The following is a 13,847-nucleotide window of genomic DNA, read 5'->3' on the forward strand; positions in this document are numbered from 1 at the left end:
TCTGTTCTTCCTTGGTAATCAGTGAGCGCTCGCCGCCCGTGGGGCGTCGAACTGAGTCTGGTACAGGTCATCGCCGAAACCCTGGGCCAGTTCCTCGAACTTGACCCTAGCACTACCTGCGAAAGGCTGGCGGATCTTGACCACCTCGGCCACGTCGATCTTCTCGTAGGCCGTGAGGATTTCCTTGGCGACGCCGTACATCCGTTGATTCTTGACTGCACATTGCTGCACTTGTGTGTCACGTTCGTTCAATTGCGCCTGCAGCTTGACCCGCTCGGCCTCCTTGCCCCGGGCCAGCACCAGCAGTTCGTCGTAGGCCTTCTTGAACTTGCCCAGCTGCTCGCTGTTGGCGGCAGCCCGGGCCTGGGCCTGGCTCTGCAGGTTCTGCTGCTGGCCGGCCAGTTGCTCGGCCACGCCACGGCTCTTGGCCAGTTCGGCGGTGAGCTGCTTGACCTGGGCCTGGGCCTCCTTGGCCGCGTTTTCCGCGGCCAGCCGCGCGGCGGCGGCCTGGGCCTGCTCGCTCTGCAGGGCCTGCAACTGCTGGGTAGTGCTGCGCAACTGGGTGCGCAGGCGCTCTTCCATGCCTTCGGCAGCGGCGGGCACACTGGCCAGCACGCCCCAGGCCAGCAACAGGCCCACGGCCCCTGCCCTCGTCCGGCTGTTCATAACCTTCCTCCCTGCGCTTAGAAGCGCGTATTGAGTTCAAGCTGCATGACGTCGACTTCATAACGCGGCCCGTAGACTTCCGAGGCGCTCATGTAGCGGGCCGTGGCATAGATGTTCTTGTCGATGCCGTAGTTGCCGCCCAGGAAGTAGCCCTTGGCGTTGGTCCCGCCCAGGTGGAACGAAGAGTCGTTGAAGCCGTCGGGCAAGGCGTCGGGCTGGATGTACTTGTAGCCGGCCAGCAGGTTCCAGTCGCCGGCCTTCTTCATTTCCAGGGCATTACCCAGGGTGAACTGCAGCATCAGCGCATTGCCGCCGCTCTCGAACTCGCCATTGCGGTTGATGTTGTTGACGATCTGGCCTTCGCTGCGCTTGAGCATCTCGGCCTTGTCGTAGGCCAGGTTGCGGATGTAGTTGCCCTGGGTGCGCAGGCGCAGGTCATCCGGCAGCTCGGTGTCCCAGGAAAGGTTCAGGTCCAGCACATCGAACTTCGAGGCCAGGCCCACGTATTGCGGTTGCGGGGTCAGGCCGGGAGTGGCCGGGTTGGGCGCGATGTTGCGTAACAGGAACACGCTGTTGCCCTTCTGCATGAAGGCCACCCGCGAACCGTCGGTATCGCAGCCCGGGGCGCCGGCCCAGGGCGTGCAAGGGCTGGAGCGCTGGCCTTCGATATCCTCGAAGCGGTAGTAAGCCAAGGCGCCCTTGAGGCTGTTGCTGCGGTTGATCTTCCAGTTGGCGCCGATCTGGCCGCCGAACAACCACTTGGTGTCGCTCTCGTTCTTGTCGAAGCCGTTGCTGGTGGACGTGTCGTTGGTGTACTCCACCGGGAAGGCGCCGACCGTGCCGAACAGCCCCCAGTCGCTGTCGAGCTTGTGGTTGAAGATCGCCGCCACGCCGTCGAAGTTCAGGTCGTTGGAGTACAGCATGTCGGTGGAATAGAACGGGTTGGCGATCCGCCCGCCGGTCAGGGTCAGGTCCTGGGTGGCCTTCCAGGTCAGGTAGCCCTGGTCGAGCCAGATGTCCTTCTTGCCGAAGCCGCCGCCCAGGGTCTGGGTGGTGGATACCGGGTTGTTGTCCGAGCCGGTGCCGATGCGGATACCCGCGGTCCATTCCGGCGAGATCACCGCCTTCATCCCCAAGCGCGCCCGCAGGCGGAACAGGTTGTCGCGGTCCTCGCGGGTGTTGAGCAGCGGCGGCAGCTTGCTGTTGGTGTCCTTGTTGACGTCGTAGGGGCCGCTGTCGTTGAGCTTGGCGTAGTCGACGATCTCGTTGCTGTTGTTGTCGGCGAAGAACCGCGACTCACTGCGCAGGCGAATGTCGCCATCGAAGGTGATGCGCGAGATCCAGTCCGGGAAGGTGTTGGGCTGGGCCCAGTTCTCCTGCTTGGCGGTGGCCATGACCTCGGCCTTGACCTGGTCGCGGATCTGGTCGCGGACGATGGCCGGCACGTATTGCACCCGCACGTCCCCCGGCGCGGCCGCAGGTCCGCCGGCGGCCACCGCAGCCACCGCGGCGTTGGCCTGGCGAGCCTGCTGGGCCTCCTTCTCGGCCTGGGCGATCAGGCCGTCGGCCTGCTCCTGCTTCAAAACCCCCTGTTGCACCAACAAACGGATCAGGTTGATCGTGGCGTTCTCCGAAGGCGCGGCCGCCGCGGCCGTGGCCTGCCCGGCCAGGCCCAGGGCGACCATGCCGAGCGCCAGGGTCAATCGATTCAGGGTGGAAATCATCTGCACACAACTCCTGTAGAAACTGCAAAAGGGGTTCGATCAATCCGGACGCCGGCCCTTGAGGGACAGGCGCACAGGCAAGGTCAGGGAAGCCGGCATGCGCTCCTTCAAGCGCGGCGTGGCCCGCAGCGCCGCCAGCACCTGTTCGTCGGTCTGGGCATCGCCACTGGAGTGGGCCAGCAGCACCCGGGTGACTTGGCCGTCAGCGCCCAGCCACAGGTCCACCTGCAGCGAATAGGCCTTCTTGCGCAACTCCGCATCCTCGCGCAGCGCGCGCTGGAAGGTCGCCGCCAGGTATTGCTTGTAGGTTCCGGTGCCCAGGCCGCCGCCACCGGAGCCAGCCATGCCGCCGCCCTTGCCGGCGCCGATGTTGAAAGCGTCGCCGCCCGCCTGGGCGTCGCCATCGATCTGCATCGGGTTGGCCAGGTCGTCCGCCGGCGATGGCGGTGCCTCTTCCTCGGGCTTGACCTCCTCGGGGGTCGGCGTGGGCTCGGGCTCCGGCACTTTCTCCTCCACCGGTTCCGGCTCCTTGGGCTTCTCCGGCGGCGGTGGAGGTGGCGGCGGTGGTGGCGGCAACGGGATGATGGTCGGCACCTTCGGCGCTTCCCGGCGCACCCCGGCCATGTCGTTGGCCCACTGCCACAGCAGCCAGGCGGCGACGCCCGCCAGCAGCAGCCCGAGGCCCCACTTGAGCAGGCGCACGGCTTTTTGCTTTGGCTGAACCGGCGGGAGCTGGATAGGTTGTTGTGCGCTCATGACTCAGCCCTGGGGTTTGCCGGTAACCAGCCCGACCTGGGACAGCTCCAGGCGGCGCAACAGGTCGAGGACCTCGATCACCTTCTGGTACTGCACCGTGGCATCGCCGCGGACGATGATCGGGAAGTCCGGGTTCTGCGCCTTCTCGATGCGCAGGCGCTCCTCCAGCTCGCCCAGGGTCACCGGGTAGGCATCGAGGAACACCTGGCCGCCGTCGTTCACCGAGATGGCCTTGGTCTTGGCCTCCGACAACGACACCGAGGCGCTGGCCTTGGGCAAGTGGATCTGGATGCCCGAGACCTGGGCGGTGGCGGTGAGGATGAACATCACCAGCACCACCATCAGCACGTCCACCAGGGGCGTGATGTTGATGCTGTCGACGGCGGCATCGTCTTCGTCGTCATGGGAGGCGTTCACGGAAGCCATGGCAGTTCTCCTCAGGCCGGGACCGATGCGTTGCTGTGGCTGACCCGCCAGTGGGCGTTCTCATGCTGCTGGCTCTCGCCGTGCAGCTCCGCCAGGCGGGTGATGAACTCGTCGACGAACACCCGCATGTCGGCCCCCACTTCCTTGTTGCGGGTGATCAGGCGGTTGTAGCCGAACAGTGCCGGGATCGCGACGAACAGGCCCATGGCGGTAGCCAGCAAGGCCGCGGCCATGCCCGGGGCGATGGCGTTGATGTTGACGTCGCCGGCCATGGCGGTGCCGAGGAACACCACCATGATCCCCAGCACCGTGCCCAACAGGCCGATGTAGGGACCGCCGGCGATGGCGTTGGACAGGGTCGAGAGCTTGGCGCTCAGCTGCTGGTTCTCGCGGGTGCGCACCCCGTCCATGGAGCAGCGGATGGCTTCGATGGTGGCCGCCGACACCGACGAGGTATCGGCGCCCTGCTCGCGGCGGGTGCGGATCTCCTTGACCGCCACCAGGTACAGGCGCCACAGCGAGGAGTGCTCCAGGCGCTCGGCCAGGGCCTGGTCATCGGCGAACATCTCAAGACGGGTGCCGACTTTGGCGAACTGCTCGCGAAACAGCGTATTGGCGGCGCTGACCCGGCTGACCATGCGGTTCTTGCGCAGCATGATCACCCACGACTGGATCATCATCGCCACCAGCACCAGGATGATCACCCAGGCGTCCACCGGCACCGCCTTGAGCAAGAAGCCCAGGCTGCCGAAGCCAAAGCCCGACTGCTCTTCATCGACGCCGTAGGCCACCAGTTTCGACTCGGCGCCCTGGGCGCTGGCATCGGCCAAAAGCAGCGCCGCGGGACGTGCCACCTTGGACAGGCGCAGCTCGTCCATGGCCCCGGTGAACGGCAGGAAATGGCTGGCCTCCGCCCCTGCCGCGACCGGCAGGTCGGCGCCGATGGCCAGCGGCGAATTGAACGACGGAATGGCCTGGGCCAGGCTCGCGGTTTCCCGGCCATTGACGTACAGCGCCAGGCGGCTGCCCTCGCCGCTCAGGGCCAGGTGCTGCCATTGCCCCGGATTCAAGGGCTGGGTGGATACGGCGCGCTGGCCGTCCACTTCCACGAACGGCATGCCCTGGTTGACCCCGACCAGCAGGCTGCCGGCGCCTTCGCGCCGGGCCAGCAGCAGCTGTTCGCCACTGGCCTGGTCCAGGCGGACCCAGGCGCTGAAGGTGAAAGCGCCGCCGGCATTGTGCTGCAGCGAGGGGCTGGCCGGCAGCAGCAATGGCTGGCCACTGAACTGCAGGGCACGGCCGATCACTCCATCGATGCTCGCCCCGGTGGCACCCTGCGCGGTGTTGCCATAGGCGGTGGTGTCCTTGGCCGGGATGCCGTTGCCGCCCTCGAAGTGGTAGATGGCGGTGTAGCTGGGATCGAAAGTCAGCTGGCCGTTGGCGGTGGCCGGAGCCTTCTGGTTGCCGTAGTACATCCAGATGTCCTGGCGCTGGCCACCTTCGACCTTGGGTACGTCGACCCAGATCAGCGCCATGCCCATCAGGGGGTCGAAGCTCTCGATCTGATGGTTGAGCACGGTCTTGTCATCGGCGGCGACGAAGCGCAGGTCGGAGCCGTCCTCCTTGACCCCGTCGAAGGTGAAGTTGCCGGTATGCAGGCGTACCAGCAGCGCGGTACGGCCCAGGGCCTCGTTGATGGCCGCCCCCTGGGGCGTGGTATCGACACTGATCTGCTTGCGGTAATGCCAGTCGTCCTGCCACCAGGCATGGGCCGTGGCCGGGAGCACGAAGCCCAGGCAGATCAACAGGCTCAGGAATAAGCGTTGCATGGAAGGGTTCTCCGTAAAAAGTCAGAACGTGGCTTGCACACTGAAGTGCAGGCGCGGGTCGTATTTCTGGGTGTTGGGGCCGTCTTTGAGGGGGTAACCCCAGTCCAGGCTGCCGGACAGCCACTTGCTCAAGCTGGCGCGGGTGCCCAGGCCGACACTGGCCAGGCTGTATTGGTCTTCCTGCTCGGGCAGTGGCTCGTGCAGGCTCAGGCGCGCACCTTCGGCGAAGGCGTAGAAGCGCCATTCCTGCACGTAGCTGCCGAGGAACTTGGCCAGGGACGGCGTGCGCAGTTCCTGGGAGAACAGCCAACCTTCGTCGCCGGTACGCTCGGCGGCCAGGTAGCCACGCACCGAGGTGGCGCCACCGGCGGAGTACTGTTCGTTGGAGACCAGCGGGCCCGAGGCCAGCTGGAAAGCGGTCTTGGACGCCGATTGCCAGTCGTTGGCGAAGGTATAGGTGAAGCTGGCATCGCCCTTGAGCACCGAGAAGCTGGCACTGGCTTCGTCACGCTTGTAGTGGAACTCGCCGGCATCACTGCCATAACCGAAGAAACGCCGGGTACCGATCACCAGGTTCAGGCCCAGGCTCAATTGCGACTTCTCGCTGTAGCGGTAGCCGTTGTAGCCGAAGGTCAGCGGTGCGTACTTGAGCGGGATCTGGTCGCTGCTGCGGCCGAAGCGCATCTCTTCGTCGAAGTCCTTGAAGTCCACGCCCGCCGACAGCGAGTTGGCCCAACTGTCGCTGGCCGGCAAGGCATAGATCGCCGCGACCCCGTAGGAATGGCCCTTGCCCAGCACGTTGCTGCCGCCGATGGTGGCGATGTTGCTGTCGGACTGGTAGCCGGAGAACTGCAGGCTCCAGCGATCGCTCAAGGGAGCGGTATAGGAACCGGACCAGACCTTGGCGTTGGAGGTGTCCTGGGGCGCAGTGAAGAAGGTCAGGGAAACGCTGTGGCCCAGTTGCCAGAGGTTGTCGTAGCCGACACTGGCCACGGTGCGCAGCTTCTCGGTATCGGCGCTGTAATCGTTGTTCAGGCCGATGCTGGCGCGCCAGGGATTCTTGTCTTCCACCTGCAGGTCCACATCCATGGTCCCCGGCCGCTGGCCTTCGCGCACCAGGGGCATGACCTGGCGCCCGGCGCCGCGATTGAGCCCCGCCAGCTGGTTCTGCACCGTGGCGAAGTCCGGCACCTGGCCCTCTTGCAGCGCCGGTACCTGCTCGCGGATCTCCAATGGCGAGTAGTGCTTGGCGCCCACCACGCGCACCCGGCCGACCTTGGTCTCGCTGACTTGCAGGTAGACGATGCCGTCATCGACCTTCTGCTCCGGCAACTCGACATACACCGACTGGTAGCCACGGGCCTGGTAGACCTTCTGCAGGGCGTCGCGGGCGCCCTCGATGTCGCTCAAGGCCTTCTGCGGCCCGAGGAACGGATACACCGCCTCTTCGATGGCCCTGGCGTCGAGCACGGTATTGCCGCGCACGAAGTACTCGTTGACGTCCACCAAGCGCGCCGGGACCTGGGCCTCCTGCGCGGGTTCGGCCGGCACCTGGCCGCCCTCCTCGGCTTGCACCGCCGGCGCCAGCGCCAGCCATGCCAACCAGCCGCACAACGGCCACCAGCGCCCGCTACTGCCCGGTCGTCCTGATTTGCCCGAATACTCCACACCGCCCCCTAGAAGTCTGAAAATTGGCGCGCACACGCGCATTGCCGTCGCCGTCTGCACAGCGTTTGGCCGATTCAATTGCTGGTGATCGAGGTGTTGTCGTGACGTGCCAGCCAGGTATGCAGCAGCGCGAAGTTCAGCGAGAACTCCGGCATCTGCAGCAAGGCTTTGCAGAACACTTCACCGATGATCTTGTGGATCAGGTGCACCGCCCGAGGGTTGTTCAACAGCGCGGCGATATCGCGGCTCAGGACACTGAAGCTCCAGACCTTCTGGTTCAGGCCCAGGCCGACGAACCAGCGGAACAGCAGGTTGTAGTTCAGCTGTTCGTAGAGCTGCTGTTCGCTGGGCACCGAGTACAAAAGCTGCAGCAACAGGATGTGCATCACCGTGCGTGGGGCGATGCACAGGCCGGCCTCGGCATTGAGGGTCTCGAACAACTCGGCATGGCGGTCCAGCAGCTCTTCGATCTGCGGGCGCAGCAGCACCAGCGAGTGCCCTGGCGGGATGTAGCTGGACACCTCCTTCAAGGCGCCCTGCCAGTCATCCTGGGAGACGATCCAGACCCACGGCGCCCCATAGCGATAGACCGAGACCGGCTTCTTGCGCGCCGCCTCGACGATCTTCGACAACCGCTGGTCCAGCTCCTGCATGCCCACTTTCGAGTAGCGTTCCATAGTCCCCATAGCCTCACTCCCGGCGTCCCGCCTCGGCTTAAAAAAGTGGCCTGGCGGCCCCCTCAAGCGCGTTACATACCCAAGACGTGCGTGGCGATGTGCTACCGAACTTTTGTCATAAAAGCTTCATTCACAAACTGGGCAGCGGCCTGAAGCCGTCCGCCAGGTGGCACGGTGGGTCCGGGTCCTGCGGCCGCTGCGCGGTGAGCCGCAGCCCCGTGTAGCCGCTGCCGCAGGCTGCGCATGACCGCGCAGCGGGCACCCTGGCAGTGGGTCAGGTGAGTCGAGGTTCTACGGCCGCTGCACGACCGATTGCAGGCTCGCAGGCTCGACAGCGGCTACACAGTTGGTGCGCCGTAGCTTTTTGCTGGTGGCGGAGTAGACTCGCGCAACCCCCAGGACTACTCGGCAACATGGACGAACTTCACTTCAGCCCCGCGCAACTGGCCAACCGCACCGAAGCCAGCCAGGCCAGCGTAAATAGCGCCGTCGAGCTGCAGCCCCAGCCCGGTATCGCCCTGCCCGCCAGCGGCAGCGACTGGGCTGCCAGCGCGATCCCTGGCCAGGCCGGCCCGCTCGACGCTGGCGCGGGCCGACCTGCCACTGGCAAAACCGGAACCCACCCATGAAGTTCACTTCGGCAAACAAGCTCATCGAGCCTCGGCGGGTCGGCTATCGGAGCCTGGGTTTCGGCGAAGCTACATCCCTTGAGACAACCCCCTTTGAGCTGCTGATAGACCATTGGGAGCTGGCCCAGAGCTTTATCCAATGCGCCGATGGGTTCATCAGCCAATGTCGGGAAGACGACCTGGCCCAGGGTTTTGCCGACATCGTGCAATTGCAGCGACTGGACTACCCGAAGTTCGAGGATCTGCTGGGGAACCAGCCGCAACTGGCAGCCGATCTGATCAAGGACTACCTCTACTTCGAACTGCTGTATGCACTGTTCCCCAATACCAGCGCACTGGAGCTGGTCATCAACGAGATCGCCAGCGTCCTCGTCGCGAGGACCACAGTGACCATCACCGGCCTGACGTTTCCCGTCGCTCACCGACACTCAGCGCACTGACCTGCCGGCGCGAACCTCAGCTGGTCGATTGCAACAGGCGGGCTATGCGCTCACGCAACGCACCATGCTCCGCCTCGGCATAGGCAACGGCGGTTTTCCAATCGTAGAACCAGACCGGCATGCGACGCTTGCCCTCCGGCTCCGAGGCATAGCGGGGAAAGAGATGGCAATGCAGCTCCGGCTCCGAATTGCCGAGGATCTCGTAGTTCATGCGCAACGCCCCGGTGGCCTCCAGCACCGCATCGCCAAGACGCGCCATGTCCAGCAGGTAGGCGGCCCGGGCCTGGGTATCGAGGTCGTTCAGGCTAGGCACCACCGGGTCCGGCAACAGCAGGCAGTAACCCGGCAGGAACTGCACATCCCCCATGACCGCCCAGCCCGAAGGCATCCGGCAAATCACCTTGTCATTGGCGCCCTGGCGGGCCAGTTCGACACGTTGCGAAATCAGCGACATTCATTTTCCCTTGATGTTGGTCCCGGCATCGGCCGCCGGGCACGGAGTGCTCAAGCTTCGCTCGAGGGCGAGCAACTCTATACCCGCCACTCCATGCTTCTCCAACGCCTGGAACCGGCCTACACCGCCCGCACGACGGTGTAGGTCAACGTGGCCGAGAACAACGCCAGGACGATGGCCGTGCCCCTGGAAAACAACGGGCCCGATACCCGGCCCAGATACTGCGCCCGAATGCCTGCACCGAGGGAGACCCAAAGCAAGGCGATGGGTGCCAACGCCAGGAAGAATGCGCTCAATGAAGGAACGAAACTCCCCAGGCTGGCAAACGAAGCGGCCGGGAAAATCACGCTGGCGAAGATCAACCCCTTGGGATTGAGTACGGTCGCGATCAGCAAGTGGCGCGGCCAACTGTCGAAGCGCTCGACCTGATGGGTGCCACTGGTCGAGGTCTTCCAGGTCTTCAGCGCCAGGGCCGCGATATAGCAGGCACAGGCCAGCTTGATCAGGTGGATCAACCATGGATGGTCCTGGGACAACAACACCAGACCCCAACCCCAGGTACAGATCGAGACGGTGTAGCCGAGCATCTCGATCAGCACCAGGGGCAAAGAGCGCAATACACCGAACTTGAAGCCCGAAGCCAGCAGCAAGGTATTCGAGGGCCCCGGCACTATCAGTATCAGGGATGAGAACAGTGCGATCTTGTAGAGGTCGTCCATTTGCATGTTTTCCTATTCCGTCAGGAAAGTTGTTCTTGTTAGAGGAAATACGGCTACTGCGTTGCAATGGGTCAGATGGAGTGCCCACCCATGGATTTGTAGATGCTGATCAGGTGCGTCCTGAGCTGGCTATCGCTATCGACCAGGTCACGCTGGGCATCGAGCAGGGAACGCTGGGCATCGAGTTGGTCCAGGTAGCTGGCGTCCCCGGCGACGTACCGGGCACGGGTCCATTCGTAGCTGCGAGCCTTGCTGTCGTAGCTGTCCTTGAGGTGTGCCACACGCTGGTACTCGTTGTGGTAGCGGCTCAAGGCATCGTCCACCTCCTGCCATGCCGCCAGCACAGTCTGGTGAAACGCCACGGCCGCTTCCTGCTGTTCGAGCTTGCGCAAGACCACGGTCTTGCTGCGACGCCCACGGTCGAACAGCGGCAGGTCCAGGCGCGGCCCTACCGACCAGGTCCGGCTGCTCCAGTCGGCAAACTTGCCGCCTTTATAGGACTCGAAGCCGAAGTCGGCCCCGAGCATCACGCTGGGATAGAGTTCTGCCTCGGCTACTCCGATGCCGGCCGTGGCCTGGTGCAGCCGGGCTTGCGCGGCGCGAATATCCGGACGCTCGCGAGCCAGCTCGGCCGGCAGCCCCAGCCGCAAGTCCGGCAATGAGTTGCCAGGGGCCGGCCTGGGTGTGCCGCCCAACAAAGCGTCCAGGGCGCCAGGGCGTTCGCCCAGCAGCACGGCGATGCGGTTGGCGGCCTGGGTCTGCCGTGCCTTCCAGCCGGGTATCTGGGCGTTCAAATTTGCCAGTCGCGCCTCCTGGCGCTCCACCGCAAAACCGTCCTCCTCACCTTCACGAGCCTGTACCGTCACCACTTGCAGGTGCTCGGCGAGGATCTTCGCTTCCTGCTCCAGCAGGCTGGTCTGGCTCTGCGCGGTACGCACCTCGATGTAGTTTCTCGCCAGTTCGCTGGAGACGCTGAGCAGTACATCGTCCAGGGTCGCGGCTGCACCATCGACCTCGGCCTCGGCTGCTTCGCCAAGGCGCGACACCCGCCCCCAGAGATCCAGCTCCCAGGAAACATCGAACCCGGCCTGGTACAGGCTGTAGGGATCGGTCAGGGCCTTTTCCAGGGTCTTGCGGTCGCCACCCAAGGCCTCGAGCATGCGATTGTTCGGGGCGTAGCGGCTTTGTCGATTCCTGGAGGCCGCGCCGGAGAAAGACACCTCGGGTGTTTCCAGGGATGCGACGATCTGGCGCTGCAACCGGACCTGGGTAAACCGCAGCAACGCGGTATGCAGGTCCGGGTTGTCCTCCCGCACTCGGGTCTGCAAGCGGTCCAGGATCGGATCGCCAAATACCTGCCACCAGTTACCGTCGTTGCCAGGTACAACGGCCATGGATGGTGTTCCAGGTGCTGCCGGCAACTCCGGCCCACTGTGCCAATCCGTCCATCGCTCGGGGCTGTGCACCTCGGGCGCCTTGAAGTCAGGTCCGACAGTGCAGGCCGAGACAGCCATCAGCAAGGTCGCTGCCAACCCGTTGAGCAGATATCCAGCATGAATCGTTTTCATGACGTTCCTTATCAAGCCAATTCAAACCAATCGATTGCGAAACAGCCAGGCGGCCAGTGGCAGGGTCACCAGCGCGACGGCGAACATGGGCACCAGGTTCGCCGAGACATCAGACAGGGTCGCCCCTTCCAGGTAGATCCTCCTGACCAGGTCGATGGCAAAGCGCAACGGGTCGAGGTAGGTCAGCAGCTGCAAGGCCTGGGGCATGCTATGCACCGGGGTGATCAGGCCGGACAGCAGGATCAGCGGCATCATCAGCACGAAGGTGTACACCATGGCCTGCTGCATGTTGGCCGAGAGGGCGGATATGGACAGGCCGATCCCCACGCAGGCGCTGGTGAACACGAACAGTCCCAGGTACAGGTCCAGCACGGAACCGATCATGGGGATCTTGAACCAGAACAATCCGACCAGGAGGATCAGGCTCGACTGCAGCAGGCCGATCAGCACCGATGGCAGCGCCTTGCCCAGCAAGATCACGAAAGGGGTGAGCGGCGTGACCAGCAGTTGGTCGAAGGTGCCTTGCTCACGTTCCCTGGCCACCGAGAGCGCCGCCAGCATCAGGGTCTGGATCATGCTCAAGGCGGCGATCAGGCCGGGCACGATGTTCCAGCGAGTCTGCAAGTTGGGGTTGAACCAGGCACGTGTTTCCAAACGCAGGGGAGCGTTGGCGGCCCCCAGGAACTGCTGGTTGAAGTCACCCACCAGGTTGGCGATATGCCCGGCCGCCATCCCGGCGGTCGTGGAGTTGCGGCCGTCCAGCACCAGCTGCAGGCTGGCATTGTCCTGGCGGGCCAGGCGCTCCTCGAAGTCCGCAGGGATGTGCAGCACCAGCAGCGCCTGGCCATTATCGATGGCCGGGGCGATCTCGCCGACGCTGGTCAGCGTCGCCGTACGGGCGAAGACCCCGGAAGCATCGAAACGGGCGATCAGTTCCCGCGAGGTACGCCCCTGGCTCTGGTCCAGCACGGCATAGGGCACGTAGTTCAGGTCGTAGGTCGCGCCATAACCGAAGAGCAAGGACTGGACGATCGCCGGGGCGATCAGGATCACCCGATTGGCCGGGTCCTTGACGATAGCGAGGATTTCCTTCTGGATCAGGAACAACAGTTCACGTAGGAAGCTCATCAGTTTGTCCATTGGCTCAGCCCACCTTCTTGCGCGTGCACAGGCGTGCTGCGTTCAACAGGAACACCGCATAGACCGCGAGGATCGTCAGGTTCTTCGCCACCAGCGCCCAGTTGTTGCCGGCCAGGAACAAGGTCTTCACCAGCTCCATGAAGTAAGTCGCCGGCAGGATCGAACCGACCAAGCGGATGAAGGTCGGCACATTGCGCAGGTCGAACAGGAACCCTGAAAGCATCAACGCCGGCAGGAAGCTGAAGATGATCGCGATCTGGCTGGCCAGGAACTGATTGCGGGTCTTGGCCGAAATCAACAGGCCGATGCCCAGGGTCACCAGCAGGTACAGCATGGAACTCAATAGCAGGAGCAACAACGAGCCCTGGATCGGCACCTGGAATAACAGCCGAGCGGAGACCAGGCACATCACCAAACCTAAAAGGCCTACGACGAAATACGGAATGATCTTGGCCAGCAGGATCTCGATCGACTTGACCGGAGTGACGAACAACGACTCGAGGGTGCCCCGTTCCCATTCCCGGGCCAGCACCAACGAGGTCAGGAAAGCCCCCACCAGCGTCATGATCAGGGCGATCAGCCCCGGAACCAGATACCAGGTGCTACTGTTGGCGGCGTTGAACCACATCCGCTCCACCACCAGCACCCGCCCCGAGGGCGGGGCCTGCCTGGTGCGTTCCAGATACTGCTGCTGCCAGACCGCCAGCGCCCCCCTGACATAACGCCCCAGGGTCGCGGCGCTGTTGGCATCGGCGCCATGCAGCAACAACTGCAAGCGAGCGTCGTGCTGTTCGAGCCGCCTGGAGAAGTCGGCTGGAACCCGAACGATGCCATCGACCCGGCGCTTGTCCATCAGTGCCTGTGCCTCGACCATGCTGGTGACCCGAGTGACCGAGAAGTAGGCCGAGCTCTCCAGCTTGGCTACCACGTCCCTGGCCGCGGGCGAGCTGTCCTCCAGGACCACTGCCAAGGGCGTGTTGCGGATATCCAGCGACAAGCCGTAGCCAAATATCAGGATCAGCACGATGGGCAGGATCACACCGATGGCCATGTTGCTCTTGTCTCGCAGCAACTGGCGGAACTCCTTCCTGGTCAGCGCCAGTAGCCTGCGCCACAAACCCGAACCCGCTCCATTGAAGTCGGACATGCTG

General features: G+C 64.2%; 14 protein-coding genes. 2 read left to right on the forward strand and 12 right to left on the reverse strand.

Going from position 1 to position 13,847, the window contains the following annotated elements; genetic code table 11:
- Positions 1-18: 18 nt before the first annotated feature.
- The 7 genes from CAG11_RS24065 to CAG11_RS24095 are packed head-to-tail and all read right to left on the reverse strand — an operon-like array spanning position 19 to position 7,746.
- Positions 19-666, reverse strand: coding sequence for a DNA repair protein (locus tag CAG11_RS24065; protein WP_085598251.1), 648 nt, complete (start codon positions 664-666; stop codon positions 19-21).
- A 17-nt stretch (positions 667-683) separates the two neighbouring features.
- The gene (locus tag CAG11_RS24070; protein WP_085598252.1) at positions 684-2,390 is read right to left on the reverse strand and encodes a putative porin; all 1,707 of its coding nucleotides are present in this window, start codon (positions 2,388-2,390) and stop codon (positions 684-686) included.
- A gap of 39 nt (positions 2,391-2,429) precedes the next feature.
- Entirely contained in the window at positions 2,430-3,146 is a 717-nt protein-coding gene (locus tag CAG11_RS24075; RefSeq protein ID WP_085598253.1) for an energy transducer TonB, read from the reverse strand.
- Between the two features lie 3 nt (positions 3,147-3,149).
- On the reverse strand, positions 3,150-3,572 hold the full coding sequence (locus CAG11_RS24080) for a biopolymer transporter ExbD (protein ID WP_053129146.1): 423 nt from the start codon (positions 3,570-3,572) through the stop codon (positions 3,150-3,152).
- An 11-nt stretch (positions 3,573-3,583) separates the two neighbouring features.
- Entirely contained in the window at positions 3,584-5,401 is a 1,818-nt protein-coding gene (locus CAG11_RS24085) for a DUF2341 domain-containing protein (RefSeq protein WP_085598254.1), read from the reverse strand.
- Positions 5,402-5,422: 21 nt separating this feature from the next.
- A complete protein-coding gene (locus CAG11_RS24090; protein ID WP_177409167.1) occupies positions 5,423-7,111 on the reverse strand; it encodes a ShlB/FhaC/HecB family hemolysin secretion/activation protein in 1,689 nt (562 codons plus the stop codon).
- 32 nt (positions 7,112-7,143) lie between these two features.
- Positions 7,144-7,746 carry a transposase gene (locus CAG11_RS24095; RefSeq protein WP_053129140.1) on the reverse strand — a complete coding sequence of 201 codons (603 nt, stop codon included), beginning with the start codon at positions 7,744-7,746 and terminating at the stop codon, positions 7,144-7,146.
- Positions 7,747-8,159: 413 nt separating this feature from the next.
- On the opposite strand from CAG11_RS24095, the gene CAG11_RS24100 reads away from it, so the two are divergent.
- A complete protein-coding gene (locus tag CAG11_RS24100; RefSeq protein WP_085598255.1) occupies positions 8,160-8,375 on the forward strand; it encodes a hypothetical protein in 216 nt (71 codons plus the stop codon).
- Positions 8,372-8,815 (forward strand): hypothetical protein, encoded by a 444-nt coding sequence (locus CAG11_RS24105; RefSeq protein WP_085598256.1) that lies wholly within the window; start codon positions 8,372-8,374, stop codon positions 8,813-8,815. The genes CAG11_RS24100 and CAG11_RS24105 overlap by 4 nt, the downstream gene beginning before the upstream one ends.
- A 16-nt stretch (positions 8,816-8,831) precedes the next feature.
- Here the strand turns inward: CAG11_RS24105 and CAG11_RS24110 are convergent, their stop codons facing one another.
- From CAG11_RS24110 to CAG11_RS24130, 5 genes are all read right to left on the reverse strand, one after another.
- Positions 8,832-9,269 carry an HIT family protein gene (locus tag CAG11_RS24110; RefSeq protein WP_085598257.1) on the reverse strand — a complete coding sequence of 146 codons (438 nt, stop codon included), beginning with the start codon at positions 9,267-9,269 and terminating at the stop codon, positions 8,832-8,834.
- 119 nt (positions 9,270-9,388) lie between these two features.
- On the reverse strand, positions 9,389-9,994 hold the full coding sequence (locus tag CAG11_RS24115; RefSeq protein ID WP_085598258.1) for a LysE family translocator: 606 nt from the start codon (positions 9,992-9,994) through the stop codon (positions 9,389-9,391).
- Between the two features lie 65 nt (positions 9,995-10,059).
- Complete coding sequence (locus CAG11_RS24120) at positions 10,060-11,556, reverse strand: efflux transporter outer membrane subunit (RefSeq protein ID WP_085598259.1); 1,497 nt, start codon at positions 11,554-11,556, stop codon at positions 10,060-10,062.
- A gap of 21 nt (positions 11,557-11,577) precedes the next feature.
- Positions 11,578-12,696, reverse strand: coding sequence for an ABC transporter permease (locus CAG11_RS24125; RefSeq protein WP_085598260.1), 1,119 nt, complete (start codon positions 12,694-12,696; stop codon positions 11,578-11,580).
- A gap of 4 nt (positions 12,697-12,700) precedes the next feature.
- The gene (locus tag CAG11_RS24130; RefSeq protein WP_085598261.1) at positions 12,701-13,843 is read right to left on the reverse strand and encodes an ABC transporter permease; all 1,143 of its coding nucleotides are present in this window, start codon (positions 13,841-13,843) and stop codon (positions 12,701-12,703) included.
- Positions 13,844-13,847 lie beyond the last annotated feature (4 nt).

Origin of the sequence: Pseudomonas sp. B6(2017) (genome assembly GCF_002112765.1) — a bacterium.
In the GTDB taxonomy this organism is placed as follows: Bacteria; Pseudomonadota; Gammaproteobacteria; order Pseudomonadales; family Pseudomonadaceae; genus Aquipseudomonas; species Aquipseudomonas piscis.

Bases quoted from the DNA above. Each gene is read 5' to 3' on its own strand.
- CAG11_RS24100 (WP_085598255.1), top strand. From the start codon at position 8,160: ATGGACGAACTTCACTTCAGCCCCGCGCAACTGGCCAACCGCACCGAA.
- CAG11_RS24080 (WP_053129146.1), bottom strand. From the start codon at position 3,572: ATGGCTTCCGTGAACGCCTCCCATGACGACGAAGACGATGCCGCCGTC.
- CAG11_RS24065 (WP_085598251.1), bottom strand. From the start codon at position 666: ATGAACAGCCGGACGAGGGCAGGGGCCGTGGGCCTGTTGCTGGCCTGG.
- CAG11_RS24075 (WP_085598253.1), bottom strand. From the start codon at position 3,146: ATGAGCGCACAACAACCTATCCAGCTCCCGCCGGTTCAGCCAAAGCAA.
- CAG11_RS24110 (WP_085598257.1), bottom strand. From the start codon at position 9,269: ATGTCGCTGATTTCGCAACGTGTCGAACTGGCCCGCCAGGGCGCCAAT.
- CAG11_RS24090 (WP_177409167.1), bottom strand. From the start codon at position 7,111: ATGCGCGTGTGCGCGCCAATTTTCAGACTTCTAGGGGGCGGTGTGGAG.
- CAG11_RS24130 (WP_085598261.1), bottom strand. From the start codon at position 13,843: ATGTCCGACTTCAATGGAGCGGGTTCGGGTTTGTGGCGCAGGCTACTG.
- CAG11_RS24115 (WP_085598258.1), bottom strand. From the start codon at position 9,994: ATGCAAATGGACGACCTCTACAAGATCGCACTGTTCTCATCCCTGATA.
- CAG11_RS24120 (WP_085598259.1), bottom strand. From the start codon at position 11,556: ATGAAAACGATTCATGCTGGATATCTGCTCAACGGGTTGGCAGCGACC.
- CAG11_RS24085 (WP_085598254.1), bottom strand. From the start codon at position 5,401: ATGCAACGCTTATTCCTGAGCCTGTTGATCTGCCTGGGCTTCGTGCTC.
- CAG11_RS24105 (WP_085598256.1), top strand. From the start codon at position 8,372: ATGAAGTTCACTTCGGCAAACAAGCTCATCGAGCCTCGGCGGGTCGGC.
- CAG11_RS24095 (WP_053129140.1), bottom strand. From the start codon at position 7,746: ATGGAACGCTACTCGAAAGTGGGCATGCAGGAGCTGGACCAGCGGTTG.
- CAG11_RS24070 (WP_085598252.1), bottom strand. From the start codon at position 2,390: ATGATTTCCACCCTGAATCGATTGACCCTGGCGCTCGGCATGGTCGCC.
- CAG11_RS24125 (WP_085598260.1), bottom strand. From the start codon at position 12,696: ATGGACAAACTGATGAGCTTCCTACGTGAACTGTTGTTCCTGATCCAG.